Source organism: Klebsiella sp. JB_Kp004 (assembly GCF_040065795.1).
Lineage (GTDB): Bacteria > Pseudomonadota > Gammaproteobacteria > Enterobacterales > Enterobacteriaceae > Klebsiella > Klebsiella quasipneumoniae.
This window is the reverse complement of sequence record NZ_JBEAKW010000007.1, coordinates 150,985-168,812: the sequence shown is the minus strand read 5'-3', so window position 1 is coordinate 168,812 and position 17,828 is coordinate 150,985. Positions and strand designations below refer to the sequence as shown.

19 protein-coding genes are annotated in these 17,828 nt (G+C 53.0%); 7 read left to right on the top strand and 12 right to left on the bottom strand.

Annotation, left to right across the window (positions count from 1 at the left end; translation table 11 throughout):
• Positions 1–73 precede the first annotated feature (73 nt).
• The 4 genes from mutM to radC form a co-directional block, all read right to left on the bottom strand.
• Entirely contained in the window at positions 74–883 is an 810-nt protein-coding gene (gene mutM / locus ABLX76_RS09895) for a bifunctional DNA-formamidopyrimidine glycosylase/DNA-(apurinic or apyrimidinic site) lyase (protein ID WP_032454367.1), read from the bottom strand.
• A gap of 135 nt (positions 884–1,018) precedes the next feature.
• Positions 1,019–1,186, bottom strand: a complete 168-nt coding sequence (gene rpmG / locus ABLX76_RS09890) for a 50S ribosomal protein L33 (protein ID WP_002922510.1) — start codon at positions 1,184–1,186, stop codon at positions 1,019–1,021.
• A 20-nt stretch (positions 1,187–1,206) separates the two neighbouring features.
• On the bottom strand, positions 1,207–1,443 hold the full coding sequence (gene rpmB / locus ABLX76_RS09885; RefSeq protein ID WP_000091955.1) for a 50S ribosomal protein L28: 237 nt from the start codon (positions 1,441–1,443) through the stop codon (positions 1,207–1,209).
• 216 nt (positions 1,444–1,659) lie between these two features.
• A complete protein-coding gene (gene radC / locus ABLX76_RS09880; protein ID WP_017900054.1) occupies positions 1,660–2,325 on the bottom strand; it encodes a DNA repair protein RadC in 666 nt (221 codons plus the stop codon).
• Positions 2,326–2,497: 172 nt separating this feature from the next.
• On the opposite strand from radC, the gene coaBC reads away from it, so the two are divergent.
• The 3 genes from coaBC (at position 2,498) to slmA (ending at position 4,869) form a co-directional block, all read left to right on the top strand.
• Entirely contained in the window at positions 2,498–3,712 is a 1,215-nt protein-coding gene (gene coaBC / locus ABLX76_RS09875) for a bifunctional phosphopantothenoylcysteine decarboxylase/phosphopantothenate--cysteine ligase CoaBC (RefSeq protein WP_348874474.1), read from the top strand.
• A complete protein-coding gene (dut, locus tag ABLX76_RS09870; RefSeq protein WP_004145270.1) occupies positions 3,690–4,148 on the top strand; it encodes a dUTP diphosphatase in 459 nt (152 codons plus the stop codon). The genes coaBC and dut overlap by 23 nt, the downstream gene beginning before the upstream one ends.
• A gap of 124 nt (positions 4,149–4,272) precedes the next feature.
• Entirely contained in the window at positions 4,273–4,869 is a 597-nt protein-coding gene (gene slmA / locus ABLX76_RS09865; RefSeq protein WP_004205072.1) for a nucleoid occlusion factor SlmA, read from the top strand.
• A gap of 45 nt (positions 4,870–4,914) precedes the next feature.
• Here slmA and pyrE read toward each other — a convergent pair whose 3' ends face one another.
• The 6 genes from pyrE to ABLX76_RS09835 all read right to left on the bottom strand — a co-directional run bounded on the left by pyrE (position 4,915) and on the right by ABLX76_RS09835 (position 11,226).
• Positions 4,915–5,556, bottom strand: coding sequence for an orotate phosphoribosyltransferase (gene pyrE / locus ABLX76_RS09860; protein WP_004205073.1), 642 nt, complete (start codon positions 5,554–5,556; stop codon positions 4,915–4,917).
• 65 nt (positions 5,557–5,621) lie between these two features.
• Positions 5,622–6,338, bottom strand: coding sequence for a ribonuclease PH (gene rph, locus ABLX76_RS09855; protein ID WP_004205074.1), 717 nt, complete (start codon positions 6,336–6,338; stop codon positions 5,622–5,624).
• A gap of 96 nt (positions 6,339–6,434) precedes the next feature.
• Positions 6,435–7,574 carry an ABC transporter permease gene (locus ABLX76_RS09850; protein WP_101978206.1) on the bottom strand — a complete coding sequence of 380 codons (1,140 nt, stop codon included), beginning with the start codon at positions 7,572–7,574 and terminating at the stop codon, positions 6,435–6,437.
• Positions 7,561–8,478: an ABC transporter ATP-binding protein gene (locus ABLX76_RS09845; protein ID WP_277476052.1), complete on the bottom strand. Its 918-nt coding sequence runs from the start codon at positions 8,476–8,478 to the stop codon at positions 7,561–7,563. The genes ABLX76_RS09850 and ABLX76_RS09845 overlap by 14 nt, the downstream gene beginning before the upstream one ends.
• The gene (locus tag ABLX76_RS09840) at positions 8,471–9,436 is read right to left on the bottom strand and encodes an HlyD family efflux transporter periplasmic adaptor subunit (protein WP_335892743.1); all 966 of its coding nucleotides are present in this window, start codon (positions 9,434–9,436) and stop codon (positions 8,471–8,473) included. Before ABLX76_RS09840 ends, ABLX76_RS09845 begins: the two co-directional genes overlap by 8 nt.
• Positions 9,437–9,525: 89 nt before the next feature.
• The gene (locus ABLX76_RS09835; protein WP_348874462.1) at positions 9,526–11,226 is read right to left on the bottom strand and encodes a lysophospholipid acyltransferase family protein; all 1,701 of its coding nucleotides are present in this window, start codon (positions 11,224–11,226) and stop codon (positions 9,526–9,528) included.
• Positions 11,227–11,849: 623 nt separating this feature from the next.
• Between ABLX76_RS09835 and ABLX76_RS09830 the strand changes: the two genes are divergently transcribed.
• The gene (locus ABLX76_RS09830; RefSeq protein WP_002922636.1) at positions 11,850–12,713 is read left to right on the top strand and encodes a YicC/YloC family endoribonuclease; all 864 of its coding nucleotides are present in this window, start codon (positions 11,850–11,852) and stop codon (positions 12,711–12,713) included.
• 49 nt (positions 12,714–12,762) lie between these two features.
• Here the strand turns inward: ABLX76_RS09830 and ABLX76_RS09825 are convergent, their stop codons facing one another.
• Entirely contained in the window at positions 12,763–14,022 is a 1,260-nt protein-coding gene (locus ABLX76_RS09825) for a chloride channel protein (protein ID WP_241515915.1), read from the bottom strand.
• A gap of 275 nt (positions 14,023–14,297) precedes the next feature.
• On the opposite strand from ABLX76_RS09825, the gene ABLX76_RS09820 reads away from it, so the two are divergent.
• The gene (locus tag ABLX76_RS09820) at positions 14,298–14,915 is read left to right on the top strand and encodes a trimeric intracellular cation channel family protein (RefSeq protein WP_002922654.1); all 618 of its coding nucleotides are present in this window, start codon (positions 14,298–14,300) and stop codon (positions 14,913–14,915) included.
• Between the two features lie 5 nt (positions 14,916–14,920).
• On the opposite strand, the gene ligB is transcribed toward ABLX76_RS09820, so the two are convergent.
• A complete protein-coding gene (ligB, locus tag ABLX76_RS09815) occupies positions 14,921–16,600 on the bottom strand; it encodes an NAD-dependent DNA ligase LigB (RefSeq protein WP_348874461.1) in 1,680 nt (559 codons plus the stop codon).
• A gap of 258 nt (positions 16,601–16,858) precedes the next feature.
• Here ligB and gmk point away from each other — a divergent pair, with 258 nt between their 5' ends.
• Together gmk and rpoZ are read left to right on the top strand one after the other, a co-directional pair.
• Positions 16,859–17,482 (top strand): guanylate kinase, encoded by a 624-nt coding sequence (gmk, locus tag ABLX76_RS09810; protein ID WP_002922664.1) that lies wholly within the window; start codon positions 16,859–16,861, stop codon positions 17,480–17,482.
• Positions 17,483–17,536: 54 nt separating this feature from the next.
• The gene (gene rpoZ, locus ABLX76_RS09805; RefSeq protein ID WP_000135058.1) at positions 17,537–17,812 is read left to right on the top strand and encodes a DNA-directed RNA polymerase subunit omega; all 276 of its coding nucleotides are present in this window, start codon (positions 17,537–17,539) and stop codon (positions 17,810–17,812) included.
• The last annotated feature ends 16 nt before the right edge of the window (positions 17,813–17,828 follow it).

Genomic DNA, 17,828 nt, shown 5'->3' with positions numbered 1-17,828 from the left:
AAACGTCCCCGTCCCACCAGATGCGCACCCGCAGGTCCGCTGACCTGGCCGACAATCATTCCTGTTCCGGTGACTATTTCTGACACTGGCGGCAATAAAAGGTCGCCCGCTGGGCATGCTTGGTCCCGACAACCGGCGTGCCGCAGATCCGGCAGGGTTCGCCCTTGCGGCCATAGACCTGTAGCTCCTGGGCAAAATAGCCGGGCTTGCCATCGCTTTGCAGGAAGTCCTTCAGCGTGGTGCCGCCCTGCTCTATCGAACGCAGCAGGACCAGCTTAATCACCTTCACCAGCTGCTCGCACTCGTCCCGCGACAGTGAGGACGCCAGCCTGTCAGGGTGGATCCCGGCGGAGAACAGCGATTCACTGGCGTAGATATTGCCGACGCCCACCACCAGCTTGTTATCCATCAGCCAGGGTTTGATCGCGGTTTTCTTCTTCGCGCATTTCTGCTGGAGATAATCGGCGTTGAAGGCGTCGCTCAGCGGCTCCGGCCCCAGATGCGCCAGCACCGGGTGGCCTTCCAGCTCTTTGGTCCACAGCCAGGCGCCAAAGCGGCGCGGATCGGTATAGCGCAGGACTTTACCGTTACTCATAACCAGATCAACGTGATCGTGTTTTTCCGCAGGCAGCTCTTCGCTCAGGATGCGCAGGCTTCCCGACATCCCAAGATGGACAATGATCCAGCCGTTCGGGAGTTCCAGAAGCAGGTATTTGGCGCGACGACGCACGCTGAGCACCGGAACGTCGCTCAGGCGATAAATCTCTTCAGAAACCGGCCAGCGCAGCCGTCCGTTGCGCACGACGGCGTGCAGAATGGTTGCGCCAACCAGGTGCGGCTCAATGCCGCGGCGGCTGGTTTCAACCTCTGGTAATTCAGGCATGATTTTCCTCCATTAACCCGGCGTATTGTGCTTCACGGACAGGTGGCTGAAAAGGGAGTGTGTGAAAGCAATATGGGGGAGTTTTAAAAACAAAAAACCCCGCCGGAGCGGGGTTTTTATACAAGGAGGCTAAAATTATTTGATTTTAGCTTCTTTGTAGATAACGTGCTGACGTACAACCGGATCGTACTTTTTCAGTTCCATTTTTTCCGGTTTGGTACGTTTGTTCTTCGTGGTGGTGTAGAAGTGACCAGTACCAGCGGAAGAAACCAGCTTGATTTTCTCACGAATACCTTTAGCCATGATTTATTTCCTCTAAGTACTTAGTACTTTTCGCCACGGGCACGCAGTTCAGCCAGAACTGTATCGATGCCTTTCTTATCGATTACACGCATACCTTTAGCAGATACGCGCAGGGTGACAAAACGCTTCTCGCTCTCAACCCAGAAACGGTGAGAGTGCAGGTTCGGCAGGAAACGGCGTTTAGTCGCGTTCAGTGCGTGGGAACGGTTGTTACCGGTCACCGGACGCTTGCCAGTAACTTGGCAGACTCGGGACATGTCTATTCTCCAAAAATCAAATTAGCTCGAGCTTCGTATGGGGTATTGGCGCCTCGTCAGGCTTTACAGCCTGGTCATCGCAGTTCAATGTGAACTCTCGACTGCCAGGCCCAAATGCCAAACCCGAGATTCTCAAAGGTGGCGTAGTATACGCTGACTCGGCGATGTGCTCAAGTCCCGAACAGACAAAGATCCCGAAGGATCGCCAGTTCGGGGCTAAATCCAGCCACGTTCGGCAAAAGATACATACGCACCGCGGCCGATAACCAGATGGTCAAGCACACGTATCTCCATGAATCGACAACACTTTACCACCCTTTCGGTAATCAGCCTGTCAGCCTGACTCGGCTCCGGACTACCGGAGGGATGATTATGCGCAAGGATCACGGCGGCGGCGTTCACTTTGATGGCTTCGCGTACAATTTCTCGCGGATGCACCTCAACGTGGCTAAGAGTACCAGAAAAAAGGCGGCTATGTTTCAACACGCGGTTCTGATTATCTAAAAAGATCACCATAAAGATCTCGCGCTCCTCTTCCGTCAGCTGGCTTTGCAAAAATTCCCGCGTCATCGAGGGGGTGACCAGCGCGGCCTCCTCAACCAGTTGCGAGCTAAAATAGCGCCGCGCCAGCTCGGCAATCCCCTTCAGTTGCGCATATTTCGCCAGCCCCAGTCCGTCAACGGCAACCAGTTGCGCTTTATCAGCGGAAAGCAGAGCGTAGAGCGAACCAAAACGCTGCAATAACGCCTGGGCGTAGCTCAGCACATCCTGACGGCGTGTGCCAATGCGCAGAAACAGCGCCAGTAGCTCAACGTCCGTCAGCGCCTCGATGCCGAATTGCAGCATCTTCTCCCGTGGCATCAGATTTTCCGTTCCGTCCATGCGCCCTCCTGCGTGAATCAGCCTATCCTGGCACAACCTGACGACGCTGCCGACCCGCCGCTTTTCACCCTGCGTAGCCGCTCGCAAAGTGAATGCCCGTCAGAGGCACGACGGCGGCAGGATTGTGATAAGATGCGCGGATTCTGGTCTACGGCAACAGGAATACATCATGATGACTCTGGCGGGTAAAAAAATCGTCCTGGGCGTCAGCGGCGGTATCGCGGCGTATAAAACCCCGGAACTGGTACGGCGACTACGTGAACGCGGCGCGGAAGTGCGTGTCGCAATGACGGAGGCGGCAAAAGCGTTCATCACCCCACTCAGCCTGCAGGCGGTATCCGGCTATCCGGTTTCCGACAGCCTGCTCGATCCGGCGGCGGAAGCGGCCATGGGCCATATTGAGCTCGGAAAATGGGCCGACCTGGTGATCCTCGCCCCGGCGACCGCCGATTTGATCGCCCGCGTGGCGGCAGGCATGGCCAATGATTTGGTGTCGACGATCTGTCTCGCCACCCCTTCCCCGGTTGCCGTCTTGCCCGCCATGAACCAGCAGATGTATCGCGCGCAGGCCACCCAGCATAATCTGCAGACGCTCGCTTCCCGCGGCCTGCTGCTGTGGGGACCGGACAGCGGTAGCCAGGCCTGCGGCGACGTCGGCCCGGGGCGAATGCTCGATCCGTTAACCATCGTGGAGATGGTCGCACAGCATTTCGCCTCCCCTGTCAAAGATTTGCAACATCTCAACCTCATGATTACCGCGGGCCCGACCCGTGAGCCGTTGGATCCGGTACGTTACATCTCAAACCACAGCTCCGGTAAGATGGGCTTCGCGATTGCCGCCGCCGCCGCGCAGCGCGGCGCGAACGTGACCCTGGTCAGCGGACCGGTATCGCTACCGACACCGCCCTTTGTGCAGCGCATTGATGTCACTACCGCGCTGGAAATGGAAGCGGCCGTCCAGGCCAGCGCTCAGCAGCAGCACATTTTTATTGGCTGCGCCGCGGTGGCGGATTACCGCGCCGCCGCCATCGCCGAAGATAAAATAAAAAAACAAGGTGATGAATTAACAATAAAAATGGTTAAAAACCCGGATATCGTCGCCGGGGTTGCAGCGCTAAAATCGCATCGCCCCTACGTCGTTGGGTTTGCCGCCGAAACGAATAATGTGGAAGAATATGCGCGGCAAAAACGTGCCCGCAAAAACCTCGACCTGATTTGCGCCAACGATGTTTCCAAGCCTAATCAGGGATTTAACAGCGATAGCAACGCATTACACCTTTTCTGGCAGGATGGGGAAAAGCGCTTACCACTTGAGCGCAAGGAACTCCTGGGCCAATTATTACTCGACGAGATCGTGACCCGTTATGATGAAAAAAATCGACGTTAAGATTCTGGACCCGCGTGTCGGCCAGCAATTTCCGCTGCCGACCTATGCCACCTCCGGCTCCGCCGGACTTGACCTGCGAGCCTGTCTCGACGACGCCGTAGAGCTGGCGCCGGGCGCAACCACGCTGTTGCCGACCGGCCTTGCGATTCATATCGCCGATCCCTCTCTGGCGGCGGTGATCCTGCCGCGCTCGGGCCTGGGTCATAAGCACGGCGTGGTGCTGGGCAACCTGGTGGGCCTTATCGACTCCGATTACCAGGGGCAGCTGATGGTGTCCGTCTGGAACCGCGGTCAGCAGAGCTTTATTATCGAGCCGGGCGAACGTATCGCGCAGATGGTCTTTGTGCCGGTCGTGCAGGCGGAATTTAACCTGGTGGAATCTTTCGATGCCACCGACCGCGGCGAAGGCGGCTTCGGTCACTCAGGGCGTAAATAAGCCCAGCAACACGGAATCTGCATCCCAACGCGCATAATGCAATAACATCACCGCAAACTCTGGTTTGCGGTCGCGTTGTGGATGTCTGCCTGACAAGTGCTTATTTTCAGGGGTATTTTAAAACATGGCAGAAAAGCAAACTGCGAAACGGAATCGTCGCGAAGAAATACTTCAATCTCTGGCGCTAATGCTGGAATCCAGCGATGGTAGCCAACGTATTACCACCGCGAAACTGGCGGCTTCCGTCGGCGTTTCTGAAGCCGCGCTGTATCGCCATTTTCCCAGCAAAACCCGCATGTTTGACAGCCTGATCGAGTTCATTGAAGACAGTCTGATTACGCGCATCAATTTGATTCTGAAAGATGAGAAGGACACATCCGCGCGCCTGCGCCTGATTGTTCTGTTGATTCTTGGGTTTGGCGAGCGTAATCCTGGGCTGACGCGCATCCTCACCGGACACGCGCTGATGTTCGAACAGGATCGGCTGCAGGGCCGTATCAACCAGCTTTTTGAACGCATCGAAGTGCAGCTGCGTCAGGTGATGCGCGAGAAAAAAATGCGCGAAGGCGAAGGCTATACTCTCGACGAAACGCTGCTGGCCAGCCAGCTGCTGGCCTTCTGCGAGGGCATGCTGTCGCGCTTTGTGCGCAGCGAGTTCAAATACCGTCCGACGGATGATTTCGACGCCCGCTGGCCGCTGGTCGCCGCACAGCTGCAGTAGTTTTTTTGCATTGCCCGGTAGCGCTCTGCTTACCGGGCTTTTTCGTTACACGCCGTAGGCTTCGCGATAAGCGCGAACTGCCGCCAGGTGTTCCGCCATCTCCGGTTTCTCTTCCAGGTAAGCGATCAGCTCTTTCAGGGTGACGATCGAGATAACCTGGCAGCCGTAATCCCGCTCCACTTCCTGAATGGCGGAGATTTCGCCGCGGCCGCGCTCCTGACGATCCAGGGAGATCAGCACACCCGCCAGCTGCGCGCCGTTGGCCTGGATGATCTCCATGGATTCGCGAATCGCCGTACCGGCGGTGATCACATCATCTACCAGCATGACCCGGCCCTGCAGTGGACTACCGACCAGATTGCCGCCTTCGCCGTGAGTCTTTGCCTCTTTACGGTTAAAGCAGTAAGGCAGGTCGCGGTCATGGTGTTCGGCTAACGCCACCGCGGTGGTGGTGGCAATCGGGATCCCTTTGTAGGCCGGGCCAAACAGCAGGTCGAACTCAATCCCGGAATCCACCAGCGCCTCGGCATAAAAACGGCCCAGCAGAGCCAGATCGCGCCCGGTGTTAAACAGGCCGGCGTTAAAGAAATAGGGGCTCTTACGCCCGGATTTCAGCGTGAACTCGCCAAACTTAAGAACCTGCTTGCTAAGCGCAAACTCAATAAACTGGCGCTGATACGGCTTCATGGATTCGCTCCTCATCTTACTTTTTTACGGTCAAAAAAAAGGCGACTTCTCAGTCGCCTTAAAAACTAATCTACTAACGCCGCCTTCTGCGTCGTAATAATGGATTCGATCCCCCCTCGGGCTAACGCCAGGAGAGTGAGGAGCTCTTCATGGGTGAACGGCTCGCCTTCTGCCGTACCCTGCACCTCGATGATGCGACCATCTTCGGTCATCACCACGTTCATATCGGTTTCCGCGGCAGAGTCTTCAATGTACTCCAGATCGCAGATGGCTTCGCCATTAACGATCCCAACAGAGACCGCCGCCACCATCCCTTTCATCGGGTTAGTTTTCAGCTTGCCGGCCGCCACCAACTTATTCAGCGCGTCGGCCAGCGCCACGCAGGCACCGGTAATAGACGCGGTGCGGGTGCCGCCGTCGGCCTGCAGCACATCGCAGTCGAGGGTGATGGTAAACTCGCCCAGCGCTTTCAGATCAACCGCCGCGCGCAGCGCACGGGCGATCAGGCGCTGAATTTCCATCGTCCGGCCGCCCTGTTTGCCTTTTGCCGCTTCACGCGCGTTACGCGTGTGCGTTGAACGCGGCAGCATGCCATATTCAGCGGTGATCCACCCCTGTCCCTGTCCTTTCAGGAAACGCGGTACGCCTTCGTCAATGGAGGCGGTGCACAGCACTTTGGTATCACCGAATTCAACCAGCACAGAGCCTTCAGCGTGTTTTGTGTAATTACGGGTCAGGGTAACGGGGCGCACCTGGTTGGCGCTACGACCTGCTGGACGCATGATAGAAATCTCCGGCTTGAAACGAATGTAAGGCCGCATTATACGAATTTCATGGCGAAAAGCCTATGCCAACACCTGCCGGGCGCGCACATAATGTCAGTCCAGCGTTTTCCGATAAGATTTCAACCCTACGCCGATCACTATCACCGCCAGGCCAATCAGCGGCAATAGATCGGGTAATAATGCCGTCGCAGAATACCCTTTCAGCATAATGCCCTTTACCAACCGGATGAAGTAGGTCAGCGGCAAACAGGAGCCAATGGCTTTCGCCCAGTCGGGCATACTAATAAAAGGACTGATAAAGCCAGAAAGCATAATGGAAGGGATAAAATAAAATGACGACATTTGCAGCGCCTGCAGTTGGTTTTGCGCTATGCCAGAAATACCAATGCCGATTGACAGGCAGAGGAAGACATAAATCAACAACACTAAAAAAAGCAGGAAAACGCTGCCATGAAGAGGAATATCAAATAACAGAACGGCGGCAATCAGAATTAACGTCGCCTGAAACAGGCCAATGATAACAAAAGGTGTTATCTTACCAACAATGACCTCAAGCCCGGTCAAAGGAGAAACCAGTAAATTTTCTAACGCACCGTTTTCTCTCTCACGAGTAATCGACAGAGCGGTCATCAGGATCAAGGTTGTACTGAGTATCGACCCCATAATACCGGGAATCGTATTAAACTGGGTGATCCCCTCCGGGTTAAACATGCGATGGATAATAAGTTCAAAATCATCCTCTTTTTGCTCTACACGCATTTCACCCGGCAAGTCTTGCTGAAACATCGATTTCGCAACCTGCACCAGAGCACTTAACGCATTTCCCGTGGTCATCGGATCGATAGCATCCCCCTGAATGAGCAGCTGAGGTTTTTCTCCACGCAGCATCTTGCGCGTAAACCCCTCAGGGATCGTTACGATAAAAGTGACATCACCTCGAACAAATGCTTTCTGAGCTGCCTCTTCAGAATCGACAGGTATCATCGAAAAATATCCGGTATTTTGCGCGCCTGTCACAAAAACCTGACTCATGCGTTCGCTATCGTAATTCAGTAATGCGGTAGGAAGATGATGCGGGTCCATATTTATCGCATAGCCAAGAATGATCAGCTGAAAAATAGGGGTAAGGAGTACCATGCTGATACTGACTTTATCACGACGTAATTCGTGGATCTCCTTAATAACCACACCTAACCAGCGGGTTAGAGAGAAGTTTAAATTAATTTTTTTCACAATTGTTTTTCATCAGATAGGTAAATGCGTCTTCCAGATTGGTATCGACCTGGCAGAACTCATAACCCTGTTGTTTAAACGCAAATAGCGCGGATGCTAACTTCGCTTCATCTCTGGAAGTAACGTAAAGCTGATTGCCAAAAATGACCGTTTGTTCAATATCCGGCAAGCGCTGGAGCTGGCTTTCAAGCACCGTTAGCCCAGCGCCGCTGGTTCTCACGGTAATAAGATTCTGCGAAGCGATAATCGATGCAATAGTGCCATTCGCCAGTAGCCGGCCATAAGAGAGGTAAGCAACTTTATGGCAGCGCTCAGCCTCGTCCATATAATGCGTACTCACCAGTATTGAGATCCCTTTGTCAGAGAGCTGATGCAGCATTTGCCAGAACTCCCGTCGCGCTTTTGGATCCACGCCAGCGGTCGGTTCATCCAGAAACAGCAAAACAGGTTCATGCAACATGCAGGCGGCGAGGGCCATTCTTTGCTTCCAGCCGCCAGAAAGTTCCTTAGCCAGCTGGTGCTGTCGGGAAGTAAGACCTAATTCTGTAAGCGCATCCTCAACCCGGGCCTTACGCTGGTCGAGGCCATATAATCGTGCAATAAAAAATAAGTTTTCCCGAATAGTTAAATTTCCCCACATCGAGAAATACTGAGTCATGTAGCCTATCTTTTGTTTTATTTTTTCCCGCTGAGTGAAGATGTCCATACCCAGACAAAAACCTTCACCTGAATCGGGCGTAATCAAACCGCACATCATCCGTATCGATGTCGTTTTTCCGCTACCGTTCGGACCAAGAAAACCATAAATCTCGCCTTTTGCCACCTGTAATGAGAAATCCTTTACGACATGAAGTTCGCCAAAATGTTTATTGAGATTTTTCACATCAATACAAAGATTATTCATTGCCAATAATCTCCACATCAAACGGCTGGCCGATTTTCATCCGTTCAGCCTGCTCCAGGATAGGGATCGCCTCGGCCATAAAAATAAGTTTTTCACGGCGTTTCGTACTGTAAATAACCGGGGGCGTAAACTCTGCTTCAGGACTGATATAATTAATAACGCCAGAAATAGGTTCGGCACAACCGTCGCATAAAAGTCTTACCTTCGTCCCGATATTAAATTTACCAAGCATCGCCTCGGGTATAAAGAAGCGTACTTTTATATTCTCAGGTGGTAACAGACTGATTATTGGTCTGCCGGCTGAAGGACGCTCCCCAACACGATATATAATATCAAAAACTTTGGCATTTATTGGAGATACAATCGTCGTTTGCTGAACATCCCGAAGCGCTTTATCACGTTCGAGTTTTGCCGCGGCCACCATCGAGAGCTGTTGGCTAATCTCATCCTGACGGGCCGGTAGTTGCCGTGCCTTGAGTTGATTAATTAACTCTTCAACCTGTGCGCCTTTTTGCGTTAACTCATCCCTGATATCCTCCCATTCCGCCCGCGATATGGCATGGTTGGCATAAAGATGACGATATCGCCCAAGCTGCCGCTTTACCTGTGATTCTGCCGATTGGGCTTTTTTTAGCTGTGACCGTATAATATCCAGCTCTTCTGGCCGCTCTCCCGATTTCAGATTTCGTAACACTGCGCTCTCAGCTGAAAGTTTTTCTTCAGCACGCAGGAAAATATTTTGTGCATCGAAGGAGTCAATCTTCACTAACTCCTGTCCTGGAATGACATTATCGCCCTTATTAATGAAGATTCGTTCTATTTTTTCATTACCAGAATAAGAAAGGTATACAAATTCACCATGTGAATAACCGGATAGCATGTTATCCGGTTTGTTATCACATCCCGAGAGTACTAGCATCGAAATCATGACAAAGCATTTAGTTACTGACTTTTGCATTAAAACGTATCCATACGCATATCATTTCCCTTATTACTGACGGCTGGATTAAAGCATTATTACTCCAGTACCCGTTAGTCATCGTCAACTCAGTCTTTTAAATAATGTTTAACGTATACTTCATTCAATTTATCAATAGCGCTCAGATTTAACCCAGCTATCGAGTTAAAAGCCTCATCTTTAGTAAATGAAATAATCGACGATCCACCTGGTGAGAACCATTTAGCAGTCTGTTTAAAAGGCCAGGGCAGCTTATAACCTTTTTCTCTCAGAAGATGATTTAACATACTCCAGTCTTCGCTAAAATCGTTTCCGCTAAAAGGACTATCGCTTTGTGTAGTTTCTACCGTGAACAGGGCTATTGGTGTACAAAAATCAGTCGTGGTGGGAAAGTACATATTATAAAAACTCACAATCAGTTTCTGTACCTCTTCAGGAAAAGATCCTGGGATAGTCAACACACCTAATAAATATTTATAGTTGGGGTATCTTTTTATAAAATCGAATATACCTTGCCATAAATAATCAAGAACATTACCTTTTTGATAAGGTTTCTGGATAAAGCCACGACCTATTTCTACACACTGCTCTAAGCACAAATAGGCGCTATCATGATATTTAAATAAGTTATTACTATAGAGGCCAGCTATTCCATGGCGGGCGAGTTGCTCGCCAACAGGAACGAGACGGTACGCCCCCAGAATTTCTGTTTCAGCAGGATCCCACAATATAATGTGATAATAACTTTCATCAAAAATATCATTATCTCTATCTTTACCGGACCCTGAACCAATATCGCGATAACAGCGTTCGCGTAAGCGTCCTAACTCATCAATAATTGGTGAGAAACGGCCAGTTTTGCAGCGATAAATCAATAATTTTCTTCCATCATCAAACTGTCTTAATATTTCGCACTCATCTATCGCACTTATTAAATCCTCTCTATCTTCTTTTAGTCCTTGTGGCGAAATCGTATCGACAAGAGCTGCTCCATTCTTCCCTATGCTCTGGAGGTGCATCAAACATACATTAGCTGCTGCAGAAAGATCTTTATTGTATTTTTGCAATGAAGATAAGGTTATTTGCTGTCCGATATTGATTCCCATGGTCTTTCCACGATGGCGGAGAGCTTCACGAATAACCATTATATTCGACAGTTGCCGCCAGATCGTTGCAGTAAGATAATAAACGTTACTGTTTTTACCCGTAATATGAATAGGCACCAGCGCCGCATTATTTCTCATCGCCAGCTGTAAAAAACCGGGGTTCCACTTATGCTCCTGTAAACCTGAAAGAGACCAGTTAGCCAGTTTACCCGCTGGACATATAATTAATACACCTCCCTCTCGCAGATGATTGTTCATCTCTCTAAATTTTTTATGGCTCATCTTACCGGCCATATTTTCAATACCAATGGTCAGTTCTGCCACCTGTGGAAATATAATTGGCAAAATGTGGTTGGCAATTATTTTTATATCTTTCCTCACCCGGGAGACCGTATGTATTAAAGCAAGACCATCGATGACTGTTGGATGATTTGAAATAACAACCGCTGCCCCATTTTCGGGTATGTTATTAAATTGATGTTGTTCGGTTGCACATTGCAATTCAAGGAGATCGACGACCGAATTAACCCATTCGACTCCACTTTGATTAACTAACCGATCGTTATATATTATACGAGTAAATTTCTTATTGCCGAAAGCGGACCTGAAAAGCCATTTTTTCCAAAAGGGTATATTTGTATTTGGGAAAAATTCTCTAATGACTTTATCGAAGATAGTGTCCATATTAAAATCCTTTTTATAGAACTCATCTAAAATGACTATACTCGCGATCTTGCTGCCGGACAATACTACATAAAGTTAAATCATTGCCATTACAAAACAAATAAATATAATTAAATTGATTATATTCATGAAGAGAATGCACCCAACAGAGATATTAATACTTTTGTCATATTGAATTCAGAAAAAACATACATAATAGTTAAAGGTAATACCCCATAACATTTTTGGCGGTTATACTTTGTAAAAAATACCACGATATAGCTTTAAGACGATACAAAAACATGTGGATGATCATACTCACATTCAATAATAAAAATAGGCCTACGGTTTTTCACTCTTTTTTATTCTGCCTGAAAGCAGGGAGAGATAGCTTTACTGCGAATAGACAGAATTCATTTGATAAAAATTAACAGCATAATGATGCTTAAGCCGCGAAAGAATCAAAGCTTATTTCCTATCCGCTATAAAAGGATAGATTTCACTAAGCAAAGTAATCGCATTAAATACACCGAAGCTATGTCCCTTAAAAAATCAGTCTTGAAGTATTTCATCACTATTCCTGTTAAGTCACCGCTGGCATAGCTATAATCCTTGCATTCATTATTACGAAAACAGGAACGTCTATGATCCGCAGTATGACCGCCTATGCCCGCCGTGAAATCAAGGGTGACTGGGGTAGCGCCGCATGGGAGCTGCGCTCGGTAAACCAGCGCTATCTGGAAACGTACTTCCGCCTGCCGGAGCAGTTCCGTAGCCTGGAGCCCGTGGTACGCGAGCGCATTCGCGCCCGCCTGACTCGCGGTAAAGTCGAGTGCACCCTGCGTTTTGAACAAGACCCCAGCGCTCAGGGCGAACTGATTCTCAACGAAAAGCTGGCTAAACAGCTGGTTAATGCCGCCAACTGGGTAAAAATGCAGAGCGATGAAGGGGAAATCAATCCGGTTGATATCCTGCGCTGGCCGGGCGTGATGGCCGCCAAAGAACAGGATCTTGACGCCATCGCCGCCGACATTCTGGCAGCCCTTGACGGCGCGCTGGATGACTTCATCGTCGCTCGCGAAACGGAAGGCCAGGCGCTGAAAGCGCTTATCGAGCAGCGTCTTGAAGGCGTGAGCGGCGAAGTGGCGAAAGTTCGCGCCCATATGCCGGAAATTCTTCAGTGGCAGCGCGAGCGTCTGGTCGCCAAGCTGGAAGATGCGGAAGTGCAGCTGGAGAATAACCGTCTCGAGCAAGAGCTGGTGCTGATGGCGCAGCGTATCGACGTTGCCGAAGAGCTGGACCGCCTCGAAGCCCACGTAAAAGAGACCTACAACATTCTGAAAAAGAAAGAGGCTGTGGGTCGCCGTCTCGACTTTATGATGCAGGAGTTCAACCGTGAGTCGAACACCCTGGCGTCAAAATCGATCAATGCCGAGGTCACCAACTCTGCGATTGAGCTGAAAGTGCTGATCGAGCAAATGCGCGAGCAGATCCAGAATATCGAGTAATCTCAGATACCTTTCTGAAGGCCGGATTACCGGCCTTTTTTCATTCATTTCAAAAGCAATGTCTTTTATCCAGTACCCGGCAGGTCAAAAACGCCCCTGCCGCGCACAGCAGCGTCGGGGCCAGATAGCTGTGATCCATGTGGGTGAACTCCATCACCAGCACCACCGCCGTCAGCGGCATCTGCATGGAGGCGGCGAGAAAAGCGGCTGCCCCCACCAGGGCGAAACTGCTTTCATCTCCGCCAGGGAACCCTGATTGCCAGAGCGCGCAGAGCTGCAGGCTGACCAACCCGCCCACCGCCAGCCCCGGGGTTAACAACCCGCCTTCCGCGCCGCCGCGCAACACCGCCAGGATCACCACCAGCTTCAGCCCTAACAGGATCGCGACCATGGAGTGAGACAGCCCGTCGCTGAGCGCCAGCTGCATCGGCCCCTTGCCATTGCCCGGTAGCGCAGGGAACCAGAGGCTAAGGACGGCCAGAAGCGAAAACGCCAGCAGACAGAACACCGGCATCTGCCAGTTACTTCGCACGCGTGAACGCGCTGCGCTGGTCGCTTTGCGAAAGAGCCAGGCGCCGGCGCCAAGAATCGGGCCCGCCAGAATCGCCCACCAGAGAAAGGTGTGCGGAAGCGCGCTGGAAACAAAATGGTATTGCGATTCATCCCCTAACCCGAGGGTGGCCGTCCAGGCGGCAATCGCCGAGGTCATTATCGCCGCCAGCGTTTTTTCCCAGCTAAACGACAGCAGCATGACCTCGAGGGTGAACAACGCCCCTGCCAGCGGGACGTTATACACCGCCGCCAGGCCCGCGCCCGCCCCACAGGCAATCAGCGTACGGGTTTCATCCTCCAGCAGGCGCAGCTTACGCGCCACCATCCCCGCTCCCAGCGCGCCCATTTCCCGAGGAGCCACTTCGCGGCCAAGCGGGGACCCCAGCGCTACGGTGACGATCTGCAGCAGAGCGTGGATCGTCGTGGTGCCCGCGGGCATGGGGACGGAAGGGTTAGCCACCGCCGCGGCAATGGAAACCCGCTTCTGCCCATAGCGACCAAGCAGCCACCAGCCAAATCCGGCGACGATGCCGCCGGCCACGATTGCCGCGATGCGACGTGGCCAGGGCGACGCCGTGACGCCCTGTAAAAATGATACCGAACCGACGATATGCGCTGGACTGTAGCCAAAAGCCAGGTGCTGAATGGCATGTAAAATCAGCGCCAGCGCCATACCGGACAGACCGGCCAGAATCCCGGTTAATACCACGGCCATCAGGCGAGTCAGATAATGTTTGTTCCCGGCGGCGACACGCATTTTCTCATCTCCTCGAGAAAGAAAATAAAAGGATAAAGGTCGGGACTTAAACATTAGGTATTCTTAGCGTTTTCAATATAGATAACCGATCGGGAATAAGTCATTACTTTTTCTAATCTGTAAAAATTCAAAAAATAATACTTAACCGCCAAATAAAGCCAATGTAAGCCATGTTGTCATTACTTTTTCCTGGCCTAATGACTTCACTTTAGAAAATATCAATCGTGATCCTGCGCACAAATCGTTAACCTGCCGGCCACTGTCTGGGGGGATCTATGCTGCTTCATGTTCTGTATTTAATCGGTATCACCGCGGAAGCCATGACCGGAGCGCTGGCTGCCGGTCGTCGGCGGATGGATACGTTTGGGGTCATTATTATCGCCACCGCGACCGCGCTGGGCGGGGGTTCTGTTCGCGATATCCTGCTGGGACACTATCCTCTCGGCTGGGTGAAGCACCCGGAATACGTCATCATTGTCGCCGTCGCCGCCGTCCTTACCACAATTGCCGCCCCGGTAATGCCGCACCTTCGCCGGCTTTTCCTGGTGCTGGATGCGCTGGGGCTGATCGTGTTTTCCATCATCGGCGCGCAGATCGCCCTGGATATGGGCGAAGGCCCGGTTATCGCCTCTATTGCTGCGGTCATCACCGGCGTTTTCGGCGGCGTACTGCGCGATATGTTCTGCAAGCGCATTCCGCTGGTCTTCCAGAAAGAGCTGTATGCCGGGATCTCGTTTGCCGCAGCGGTACTCTATATAGCGCTGCAACACTACGTCAGCAGCCACGATGTGGTGGTCCTGGCCACGCTGCTGTTCGGCTTTACCGCCCGCATGCTGGCGCTGCGCTGGAAGCTCGGGCTACCGGTCTTCCACTACACCCACGACGCCCACTAACCGCCTCAAAACCCGGGGATGCGCTGCCCGCTAAGCCATTGCGCCAGCGCCGCCACGTCAGGGTCATGCAGGAAAGCCACTAACTGTCGGGCTCTGATCGCCCCCACGCCCGGCAGCGTGCGCCATTGCGCTTCACTCTTTGCCGTGAGGAGGCGCCAGTTTTCACTGCCAGGCCGCGCCAGCGCCCCCTGGGGCACCGGGATCCCCATCGCCAGCACCCAGCGTATAAAAGGCCGTTTACGAATAAGATCAAACTGATGCCAGAGGTGCTGCCCACGGGCAGCCGAGATCCCCGGCATCGCCTGCAGCTGCTCCGGCGTGAGCGCCAGCCAGGAAAAAAGATGCTCCATCGGGTGCTGCTGCTGAATAACGCGCCATACGCTTTCCCCTACGCCATCGATATCCAGCGCCGACTTTGATGACAACCAGACCAGCCGGGAAAGAAACTGTTCGCTGCACTCGGGGGTGGCGAAATAGCAGGTTAGCGCATTGAATTTCGCCGCCGGCGGCGTCGGTTTACGGCGCTCGACCGTCCGCCAGACAACAGCGTCGATCCGTGGAATACCCTGGCCTGCCAGACTGATCTGCAGCTGATCGCCAACCCCAATATCCAGCGCCTGCCAGCGGCTCACAGAGCCAACGTTAACCCGCTGCACGCGTTTGTCATCCAGCCGCTGGGGCTCAAGCTCAGCCACTACGTTGAGTCTGCCGCTGCGGCCAGTACTGAAATGGATCGCCCGTACCTCCATCACCCGCGATGCCGGAGGATATTTCCAGGCTGCCAGCCACTCGCCCCTTCCCGGTGACCAGATGCGCCCCGACGGTTCGCGTCCTTCACGCACAATCACGCCATCGCTGACGAAGGGGAGCGGCGAGCGATACCAGCGCTGGCGCCACTCCGCCACCTGCTCAACGCGCGTTACCGAATGGGTGTATTGTCCGCTGTAGCCAAACCCCGCCTGCGCCAGCAGCTGCTGTCGACGGCGCATATCCGAGGGACCGTCTGGCCAGGCCCAGATAAAAACGTCCAGCTGGCTGAGCGCCGCCGCCGCCGCGTCAGCCCGCATCATCAACCCGGCGACTTTCGCCCGCGCGTTCATTCCGCCAGCCTGCTGCTGAATATGCCCCTCCCGACGCAGAAATAGCTCCCCCTGCAGCACGCTGTTGGCCAGTTCGCCGGTCGTCAGCTTCGCCAGCGCCGGGATCTGCCGCGCTCGGGCGGTCCACAACTCACCGCGCAGGCCATCCCCGCGGCTGATAGCCTGAACCAGATGCCCCTGGCGATAGACCAGGGTGACCGCCACGCCGTCCACTTTAGGCTGTACCCACAGGTCGGCTTTATTTTTCATCCAGCGGGCCACGCTGGCCTCATCCGCCAGCTTGCGCACGCCGGTATGGGCGACCGGATGACGCGTATCGCCAGTCGGCGGAGGCAGATCGTCATCCTCCGGCGTCGCGCCCGGAAAGCATTGCCGCCACTGCGCCAGGCGCAGGGTGAGCTGGTCGTAAACGTCATCGCTCACCTCGCTGGCGCCCTGTCGCCAGTAAGCCTCGTTCCAGGCGTCAATCTGCTGATGTAGACGTGCGATCTCCTGTCTGCCTTTGGCCGGCGGCCAGTCCGGACACGTCGCCAGCGCGCTGGCGGAGAACATCCCTATCGCCAGCCACCCTCCTCCTTTACGCATTGCTGTCCCCTCCTTCATCACCTGGCGGAGAGTCTGCGGCAGAATGCCGGAAACCGCGACGGCCGCTTTTTCACCCTGCGAAGCGCCTTCCAGGATTTACACCTCGTTGCAGCAACGGCTGGCGAATTCAGGAAAACGGCAGGCAAAATGAAAGAAACAGCGGCAAAAAGTGTGACAAGGACTGCGTCACGCCGCGGCGACGTGTATAATAGGCTCGTATGTAGGACCTCTTTCGATAACCACATACAAAAGACACTCATGGCTCAAGGCACGCTTTATATTGTTTCCGCCCCTAGCGGCGCGGGTAAATCCAGCCTGATTCAGGCTTTATTAAAAACCCAACCGTTGTATGACACCCAGGTATCGGTTTCCCATACCACGCGGGCGCCGCGTCCGGGTGAAGTGCACGGCGAACATTATTTCTTCGTGAATCACGACGAATTCCGCTCGATGATTGGCGAAAACGCGTTTCTGGAACATGCAGAGGTCTTTGGCAACTATTACGGCACGTCGCGTAAAGCGATCGAGCAGGTGCTGGCGACCGGCGTTGATGTCTTCCTCGATATCGACTGGCAGGGCGCGCAGCAGATCCGTAAAAGCATGCCTGGCGCACGCAGCATTTTTATTCTGCCGCCGTCAAAAGATGAACTGGACCGTCGCCTGCGCGGCCGCGGCCAGGACAGCGAAGAGGTGATCGCGAAGCGAATGGCCCAGGCCGTTGCGGAAATGAGCCATTACGCCGAATATGATTACCTGATTGTGAACGATGATTTTGACACCGCCCTGAGCGACCTGAAAAATATCATCCGCGCTGAACGTCTGCGCATGAGCCGCCAAAAGCAGCGACATGGCGCTTTAATCACCAAACTATTGGCAGACTGAACCCACATTCAGTATCATGCCCAGTCATTTCTTCACCTGTGGAGCATTTTAAGTATGGCACGCGTAACTGTTCAGGACGCTGTAGAGAAAATTGGTAACCGTTTTGACCTGGTACTGGTCGCCGCGCGTCGCGCTCGTCAGATGCAGGTAGGCGGAAAGGATCCGCTGGTACCGGAAGAAAACGATAAAACCACCGTAATCGCACTGCGCGAAATCGAAGAAGGTCTGATCAACAACCAGATCCTCGACGTACGTGAGCGCCAGGAACAGCAAGAGCAGGAAGCCGCTGAATTACAAGCCGTTACCGCGATTGCTGAAGGTCGTCGTTAATCACACAGCGGGTCGC

Bases quoted from the DNA above. Each gene is read 5' to 3' on its own strand.
- radC (WP_017900054.1), bottom strand. From the start codon at position 2,325: ATGGACGGAACGGAAAATCTGATGCCACGGGAGAAGATGCTGCAATTC.
- mutM (WP_032454367.1), bottom strand. From the start codon at position 883: ATGCCTGAATTACCAGAGGTTGAAACCAGCCGCCGCGGCATTGAGCCG.
- dut (WP_004145270.1), top strand. From the start codon at position 3,690: ATGATGAAAAAAATCGACGTTAAGATTCTGGACCCGCGTGTCGGCCAG.
- rpmG (WP_002922510.1), bottom strand. From the start codon at position 1,186: ATGGCTAAAGGTATTCGTGAGAAAATCAAGCTGGTTTCTTCCGCTGGT.
- ABLX76_RS09835 (WP_348874462.1), bottom strand. From the start codon at position 11,226: ATGGACACTATCTTCGATAAAGTCATTAGAGAATTTTTCCCAAATACA.
- pyrE (WP_004205073.1), bottom strand. From the start codon at position 5,556: ATGAAGCCGTATCAGCGCCAGTTTATTGAGTTTGCGCTTAGCAAGCAG.
- gmk (WP_002922664.1), top strand. From the start codon at position 16,859: ATGGCTCAAGGCACGCTTTATATTGTTTCCGCCCCTAGCGGCGCGGGT.
- ABLX76_RS09820 (WP_002922654.1), top strand. From the start codon at position 14,298: ATGCTGCTTCATGTTCTGTATTTAATCGGTATCACCGCGGAAGCCATG.
- rph (WP_004205074.1), bottom strand. From the start codon at position 6,338: ATGCGTCCAGCAGGTCGTAGCGCCAACCAGGTGCGCCCCGTTACCCTG.
- ligB (WP_348874461.1), bottom strand. From the start codon at position 16,600: ATGCGTAAAGGAGGAGGGTGGCTGGCGATAGGGATGTTCTCCGCCAGC.
- coaBC (WP_348874474.1), top strand. From the start codon at position 2,498: ATGACTCTGGCGGGTAAAAAAATCGTCCTGGGCGTCAGCGGCGGTATC.
- slmA (WP_004205072.1), top strand. From the start codon at position 4,273: ATGGCAGAAAAGCAAACTGCGAAACGGAATCGTCGCGAAGAAATACTT.
- rpoZ (WP_000135058.1), top strand. From the start codon at position 17,537: ATGGCACGCGTAACTGTTCAGGACGCTGTAGAGAAAATTGGTAACCGT.
- rpmB (WP_000091955.1), bottom strand. From the start codon at position 1,443: ATGTCCCGAGTCTGCCAAGTTACTGGCAAGCGTCCGGTGACCGGTAAC.
- ABLX76_RS09840 (WP_335892743.1), bottom strand. From the start codon at position 9,436: ATGCAAAAGTCAGTAACTAAATGCTTTGTCATGATTTCGATGCTAGTA.
- ABLX76_RS09845 (WP_277476052.1), bottom strand. From the start codon at position 8,478: ATGAATAATCTTTGTATTGATGTGAAAAATCTCAATAAACATTTTGGC.
- ABLX76_RS09830 (WP_002922636.1), top strand. From the start codon at position 11,850: ATGATCCGCAGTATGACCGCCTATGCCCGCCGTGAAATCAAGGGTGAC.
- ABLX76_RS09825 (WP_241515915.1), bottom strand. From the start codon at position 14,022: ATGCGTGTCGCCGCCGGGAACAAACATTATCTGACTCGCCTGATGGCC.